Below are 7,184 nucleotides of genomic sequence, written 5' to 3'. Positions count from 1 at the left end.
TCAGGGGTTGCGCTCGTTGCGGGACTTAACCCAACATCTCACGACACGAGCTGACGACAACCATGCACCACCTGTCACTCTGTCCCCGAAGGGAAAACCCTGTCTCCAGGGCGGTCAGAGGATGTCAAGACCTGGTAAGGTTCTTCGCGTTGCTTCGAATTAAACCACATGCTCCACCGCTTGTGCGGGCCCCCGTCAATTCCTTTGAGTTTCAGCCTTGCGGCCGTACTCCCCAGGCGGAGTGCTTAATGCGTTAACTTCAGCACTAAGGGCGGTAACACCCCTAACACCTAGCACTCATCGTTTACGGCGTGGACTACCAGGGTATCTAATCCTGTTCGCTCCCCACGCTTTCGCGCCTCAGCGTCAGTTACAGGCCAGAGAGCCGCCTTCGCCACTGGTGTTCCTCCACATCTCTACGCATTTCACCGCTACACGTGGAATTCCGCTCTCCTCTCCTGCACTCCAGTTCCCCAGTTTCCAATGACCCTCCACGGTTGAGCCGTGGGCTTTCACATCAGACTTAAGGAACCGCCTGCGCGCGCTTTACGCCCAATAATTCCGGACAACGCTTGCCCCCTACGTATTACCGCGGCTGCTGGCACGTAGTTAGCCGGGGCTTTCTCGTCAGGTACCGTCAAGGTACCGGCCTGTTCGACCGGTACTTGTTCTTCCCTGACAACAGAGCTTTACGATCCGAAGACCTTCTTCGCTCACGCGGCGTTGCTCCGTCAGACTTTCGTCCATTGCGGAAGATTCCCTACTGCTGCCTCCCGTAGGAGTCTGGGCCGTGTCTCAGTCCCAGTGTGGCCGATCACCCTCTCAGGTCGGCTACGCATCGTCGCCTTGGTGAGCCGTTACCTCACCAACTAGCTAATGCGCCGCGGGCCCATCTGTAAGCGACAGCCGAAGCCGCCTTTCACCCGAAGATCATGCGACCTTCGGTCTTATCCGGTATTAGCACCGGTTTCCCGGAGTTATCCCGGTCTTACAGGCAGGTTGCCCACGTGTTACTCACCCGTTCGCCGCTCGTTCCACACCCGTCACCCCGAAGGGATCTGGATGCTTCCCGCGCTCGACTTGCATGTATTAGGCACGCCGCCAGCGTTCGTCCTGAGCCAGGATCAAACTCTCCAAAAAATTTGTTTGAATCATTTGATTCTCGCTTCTGGCGTTACAAGTTGTTTTGTTCAGTTTTCAAGGTTCGAAAGGTTTTCGCTTTAAAACAGCGACTTTAGTAATATAACAAGTTTTATTTCGAATGTCAACAAGTTTTTTTAATAGCTGTTCGGCAACATCTCCTGTTGACGACAGATAACAATATAACACAATAAAAATAACATTGCAATAGAAATTGGGCTGATTTTTTCAGCCCAATTTATGGGAATACAATCATGTGAATGGCAACGAGTGAAGCCAGTCCCGGGAGCCCTAAAAAACCAGTAATCAAAGTTGTAAACAAATTAATCGGCACATGTATTCCAAAATTCGCACCGAATACATTTAGAAAAAATAACAGCAAAGCCCCTATAACTATTTTTATAACTCCCTGTGACAAATACTTAAAAATTTTCGTTGGAACACCCACGACGAATAACAGCAAAATGACTCCCAGTATAACGCCGATGATCAGATATGCATCCATCGTTTATTCACTCTCCCGTTTGCTTGTCCTGATATATATTTATATATTCAGGGCCGGAGAGAAATAGAACACGATGATGAATGATGAATGTGTCGATGCCTCGCTTCTTTTAACATATAGTAATATTTCGCTCTTTTTACAGCAAGGTCGTATAAGCCTTTTTCACTCGGATCCACACTATTTCTTAATATTCCTTCCAGTTGATCCATTTCTTCCTTTAAATGACGGATATGATCAAGCAAATCTTGATCCAGGTGCTTTTTCTTTATTTGCTTTTTTCTAAGCATGGGTACACCGCCGATCTATAATTCTCTTCTTCCCTCTAATGCCTTAGACAGTGTGACTTCATCGGCATACTCTAGATCTCCTCCTACAGGGAGGCCGTGTGCAATGCGCGTTGTTTTAATACCTGCCGGTTTAACCAGTCTGGAAATATACATCGCAGTTGCCTCCCCTTCTATGTTCGGATTCGTTGCTAATATTAGCTCTTTCACATTTTCATCTTTTAATCGGTTGAGGAGACCTGGAATATTGATATCTTCAGGTCCTATTCCATCGATTGGAGAAATCGCGCCATGAAGGACATGATATTTCCCCTTGTATTCCTTCATCTTTTCCATTGCGATGACATCTTTTGGGTCCTGGACTACACAGATAGTGCTCTTATCTCTGCTTTCATCCTGACAGATTGTACAGGGATCCTGATCAGTAATGTGCCCGCAGACGGAGCAATGGGTCAGTTCCCGCTTTGCATTGACGAGTGATTTAGCAAAATCTAGCACATCATCTTCTTTCATATTTAACACAAAAAAGGCCAGGCGAACCGCCGTTTTTGGCCCTATTCCTGGCAACTTGGTAAAGCTGTCAATTAACCTTGAAATCGGTTCTGGATAATACATAAAAGAACCCCCTAGAACATTCCGGGAATGTTCAATCCTTTCGTAAATTGTCCCATTGTTTCATTCGTTTTGTCATCTACCTGTTTTAGTGCTTCATTCGTAGCCGCCAGAATCAGATCCTGAAGCATTTCCACATCATCGGGATCTACGACTTCTTCATTAAGTTCAATATCAACAAGTTCTTTTTTTCCGTTTACTACAACCTTAACCATTCCCCCGCCTGAAGTGGCCTCGAAGGTTGAGTTATGCAGTTCCTCCTGTGCCTGCATCATTTTCTTCTGCATTTTTTGCATCTGTTTCATCATATTATTCATATTGCCCATTCCACCACGCATGTGAATTCCTCCTTATCAATCTTTTATGTCTAGCAATTCATCGCCAACGAGTTTCCGGGCTTCGGCAACAACCGGGTCCTCGGCTTCTTCGGCGTCACCCTGGTCCTGTTGACGTTGTTTACGAACATATTCTTCCCTTAACTCCGTCCAATCGGCTTCTGGAATCGGAATAATCGCAATCGGTTTTCCGATAAAATCAGACAGCAGCGATTCAATGGTCTTTTGATTTTCCAGCATTAGAGAGCAATGAATTTCATACTTAAAAGATAAAACGAGGGAATTCTCCGATGCTGCCCTTGGCTTGCTGTTCATTAGTTTCGCATGAGCCGGCGGGCTGTTTTGCTTTAAGGAATCCATAAAAGCCGCCCACTGACTCTGAATATTTTGCAATTCTCTTTTAGAAGCCTCATCCAGCACCTTTCGGATTCGTTCATACGGAACCTTATATTTTTTTCCCCGCTGAAGCGGTTTAGACCGGGGTTCGCTGGAAGGAGTACCCGTTCCGCCGGAAGAAACATCCATCTGCTTTATCTGCTGTAGTTCTTTTTCAAGTTGTTCTACCCGTTTGAGAAGCTGAGAAGATACAGCACCGGATTCAGCCTTTTCCTGCTGGTTGTCTACTATTTTCAAAAAAGCAATTTCCAGAAAAATCTTAGGTGTGGTCGTCCACTTCATTTCTTGCTGGCATTGATTGAAAATGGTGATAGATTTTTGTATCCAGTCTGCATCCAATGTTTGAGCCAGATTCTGGAACATCTCATCCGGAATGGCTCTTTCCAGCAATTCTTTATCTGGTGTGTTCTGATAAAGCAAAACATCCCTTAAATAATAAATGAAATCAAAAACGAGCCGCCCCGGATCTTTACCTTCCTGCATGGCCTGATCCAGCATATTTAAGGATTCCCTGGAATCCCGGTTATTCAACGACTGAATCATATCTCCCAGCCGCTTCTGGGAAACGGATCCCGTTACTGCCAGAACGTCATCAAGGGATACGGACTCATTTTCACTGTAAGAAATCGCCTGATCCAGGAGACTTAAAGCATCACGCATGCCTCCTTCTGCAGCCAGTGCCACAGTTAGAAGTGCCTCTTCATCCACTTTGACTCCTTCCGATTCAACAATAGTTTTCAACCGGCTCACAATCGCCTGCTGAGAAATGCGCTTAAAGTCAAAACGCTGACATCTGGATATAATCGTTAGCGGAATCTTATGGGGCTCAGTGGTAGCCAGTATAAAAATCACGTGTTCCGGCGGCTCTTCCAGAGTTTTTAAAAGTGCATTAAACGCACTTATGGATAACATATGCACTTCGTCAATAATATACACTTTATACTTAACCGCACTCGGTGCATAATTGACGTGTTCCCGGATATCTCTGACCTGCTCTACGCTATTGTTGGAAGCTGCATCAATTTCAATGACATCGGATATGGAGCCATCCTGAATGCCCCGGCATGCCGCGCATTCATTACATGGCTCTCTTACCGGAGAACGCTCACAATTTACAGCTTTGGCAAAAATTTTTGCAGCACTCGTTTTTCCGGTACCCCTTGGCCCTGAGAACAGGTAAGCATGGGAAAACTTCTGTTGCACAATGGCATTTTGTAATGTTCTAGTAATGTGGGACTGCCCCACAACATCCTGAAAAGTTTTTGGGCGCCATACACGATACAACGCTTGATAGCTCATGTTCCACGTTCCCCTTTGTGGTTTCTTCCTCATTATACCTGATTGTTTACAGTGATTTCAAAAACTCTTGCATATTTTTTAGAGATGATTAGGCTGTCAACATTAAGACGTTAATCCTCCCTGACTTTTGATAAAATAAAAAAGAAAAGTTCAGTCCTGCCGAAACCGTTGGAGGGCTTATGATGAATCTGTTGCCGCTGCAATAAAACCGGATCAGTTCGAGGGGCCAGGTAATACAGATCTCCGTCTGACATTTATTGAAAAAACCCCTGCTGAATCGCAGGGGCTCGAGAGTGTGTCGTATATAATTCATTTGTAACGCCGTGCACCTGCCTTCGATGGAGTCACCTCAAGCGTTACATAAGCTCACGGCTCGACCCAGGCTGCCCTGCGGCACACGAGAATGACCGCTTACTGCTGCTTCCTTCCGGACCTGACAGGGTTCACGGGTTCCCGTTGCGCAGGACCCGGGTGTCAGCACCGGTTGCTTACGGCAGACCATGAGATGACTACACCTCAGAGCAGGAATTCAGCCCCGCTATAGCGGATTGCGAGTTCAGGGCACCGCTACCTCCCCGCCTAGCACGGCAAATCTTCTAACAATGTTTATGGCACATCAAAAATGTGCACTATCTAGTATATCGGTTCTCCACAAAAAATTCAATCCTTTTATCAAAGGAACCATTTCCAGTTTATCATACATTATCCTTTTTCTTTTTCCGGAGCTGGCGGAAAAAATCACTTAACAGAGATCCACATTGTTTTTCAAGAACACCGGGAATTACTTCTGCTACGTGATTAAATCTATGATCTTCCAGGAGATTCAAAAGGGTTCCTGCACTTCCTGCCTTTGGATCGCGGGCGCCATACACCACAACCGGAATTCGTGATTGCAAAATAGCCCCTGCACACATCGGACAGGGCTCCAGGGTTACATAAAGGGTGCAATTTTCCAGCCGCCAGCTGTTCAGCCTCTCATTTGCTTCTTCAATGGCTAAAAGTTCAGCATGTGCACTGGCTTTCTGAGAAGTTTCCCGCAAATTATGGGCTCTGGCAATAATATGATGATCTTTTACAATAACGGCTCCAATGGGAACTTCCGCAATTCCCTCTGCTTTTTTAGCTTCCTCAATGGCCTGTTTCATAAAATATTCATGATTCATGTGGATCACTTCTCTTTACATGATATTCTGAAAAAATCTTAAGCAACTTTTCATCCTGTTGCAAGTATAAGGACTGGCCTCCAATCATACATTGGTATGAGAGTCACAGTTCGAAAGGAGGACTTGATGAATGATCATTTATGTTGTCAAACAGGGGGATTCCATTTTTCAGATTGCCCGTTCCTTTCAAATTGCCACCCAGTCGATTATCAGCCTCAATGAACTTGACCAGCCCGAAAACCTCGTCGTCGGGCAGGCACTTGTCATTCCTTCTAATCAGTATGTTGTTCAGCCTGGTGATACACTTTATCAGATTGGACAACAATTTAATGTTCCATACCAGGAGATTGCTGAAGCCAGTCAAATTGCTGTAAATGCCCCTTTAAATCCTGGTCAGGTATTATCGATTCCTGAAAGACCAAAAACAAGAGCTTTTTTTAATGCTTATGTAGAACCTGTCGGTGATCAAGTGAGTCCCGTTCTGGAACAGTCTGCAAGAAGAAGGACAAGATATTTATCCTATCTCGCTCCTTTCAGTTATCGTGTTAACCGTGACGGATCCCTGACAGCTCCTCCATTAAATCAGTTTGCAGAAATCGCCGACGCTAATCGTGCTGCTTTAATGATGGTCGTGACCAATCTGGAAGAAGGACAGTTCAGCCGGGAGTTAGGCCGGCTCATTGTAACAGACGAAAATATTCAAAACACCCTGTTGGATAATATCATACAAACAGCCAGAGAGTTTGGCTTTCGGGATATTCATTTTGATTTTGAATTTTTGCCCCCGGAAGTCAGGGAAAATTACAATCAGTTTTTGCGTAAAGCAAAAGAACGCCTATCAAATGAAGGACTTCTTTTATCAACTGCACTGGCACCCAAAATATCTGCTGAGCAGAAAGGAGCCTGGTATGAAGCCCATGACTATGGAGCACATGGGCAGATTGCGGATTTTGTTGTCCTGATGACCTATGAGTGGGGATACAGCGGAGGACCACCTATGCCTGTTTCACCGATTGGACCAGTTCGTCAGGTAGTGGAATACGCACTCACAGAAATGCCATCTGAAAAAATTTTCCTCGGCCAGAACCTTTACGGTTATGACTGGACCCTCCCCTATGAACCCGGCGGAGAATATGCAAGGGCACTGAGCCCACAGCAAGCCATTCAGCTGGCCAGGGAACAAAATGTTGCCATTGAATATGATGAGGAAGCCGAAGCCCCTTTTTTCTTCTATACAGATAATCAGGGAAGGCGGCACGAAGTCTGGTTTGAGGATGCCAGATCCATTCAGGCAAAATTTGATCTTGTCAGGGAACTGAACTTAAAAGGAGTCAGCTACTGGAAGCTGGGATTAAGTTTTCCTCAAAACTGGGCACTGATCAACAGTGAATTTAATGTTGTGAAAGAACCGTAAAGGTTACAAATACTTGTCAACCCGCTTCAAAGCATG

General features: G+C 45.6%; 7 protein-coding genes, 1 rRNA gene and 1 other RNA gene. 1 reads left to right on the top strand and 8 read right to left on the bottom strand.

The features are described 5' to 3' along the window. The 8 genes from EDD68_RS06200 to tadA form a co-directional block, all read right to left on the bottom strand. Positions 1 to 1,140, bottom strand: a 16S ribosomal RNA gene (locus EDD68_RS06200); the annotation flags it as partial. 238 nt (positions 1,141 to 1,378) lie between these two features. Beyond that, positions 1,379 to 1,645 carry a pro-sigmaK processing inhibitor BofA family protein gene (locus tag EDD68_RS06195; RefSeq protein WP_132371383.1) on the bottom strand — a complete coding sequence of 89 codons (267 nt, stop codon included), beginning with the start codon at positions 1,643 to 1,645 and terminating at the stop codon, positions 1,379 to 1,381. A gap of 47 nt (positions 1,646 to 1,692) precedes the next feature. Next, positions 1,693 to 1,932: a YaaL family protein gene (locus EDD68_RS06190; RefSeq protein WP_132371382.1), complete on the bottom strand. Its 240-nt coding sequence runs from the start codon at positions 1,930 to 1,932 to the stop codon at positions 1,693 to 1,695. A gap of 15 nt (positions 1,933 to 1,947) precedes the next feature. Further along, a complete protein-coding gene (gene recR / locus EDD68_RS06185) occupies positions 1,948 to 2,544 on the bottom strand; it encodes a recombination mediator RecR (RefSeq protein ID WP_132371381.1) in 597 nt (198 codons plus the stop codon). Between the two features lie 11 nt (positions 2,545 to 2,555). Then, entirely contained in the window at positions 2,556 to 2,879 is a 324-nt protein-coding gene (locus tag EDD68_RS06180) for a YbaB/EbfC family nucleoid-associated protein (protein ID WP_132371380.1), read from the bottom strand. Positions 2,880 to 2,894: 15 nt separating this feature from the next. Then, a complete protein-coding gene (gene dnaX / locus EDD68_RS06175; protein ID WP_132371379.1) occupies positions 2,895 to 4,571 on the bottom strand; it encodes a DNA polymerase III subunit gamma/tau in 1,677 nt (558 codons plus the stop codon). 321 nt (positions 4,572 to 4,892) lie between these two features. Continuing rightward, positions 4,893 to 5,159: signal recognition particle sRNA large type (ffs, locus tag EDD68_RS06170), an RNA gene on the bottom strand. Positions 5,160 to 5,266: 107 nt separating this feature from the next. Then, on the bottom strand, positions 5,267 to 5,734 hold the full coding sequence (gene tadA / locus EDD68_RS06165; RefSeq protein WP_132371378.1) for a tRNA adenosine(34) deaminase TadA: 468 nt from the start codon (positions 5,732 to 5,734) through the stop codon (positions 5,267 to 5,269). Positions 5,735 to 5,864: 130 nt separating this feature from the next. Between tadA and EDD68_RS06160 the strand changes: the two genes are divergently transcribed. Beyond that, positions 5,865 to 7,148 (top strand): LysM peptidoglycan-binding domain-containing protein, encoded by a 1,284-nt coding sequence (locus EDD68_RS06160; RefSeq protein WP_132371377.1) that lies wholly within the window; start codon positions 5,865 to 5,867, stop codon positions 7,146 to 7,148. Positions 7,149 to 7,184: the final 36 nt, after the last annotated feature.

Source organism: Melghiribacillus thermohalophilus (assembly GCF_004342905.1).
GTDB lineage: Bacteria > Bacillota > Bacilli > Bacillales > Alkalibacillaceae > Melghiribacillus > Melghiribacillus thermohalophilus.
Note: the sequence above shows the minus strand (reverse complement) of the source record. Positions and strands in the feature narration are given on the sequence as shown.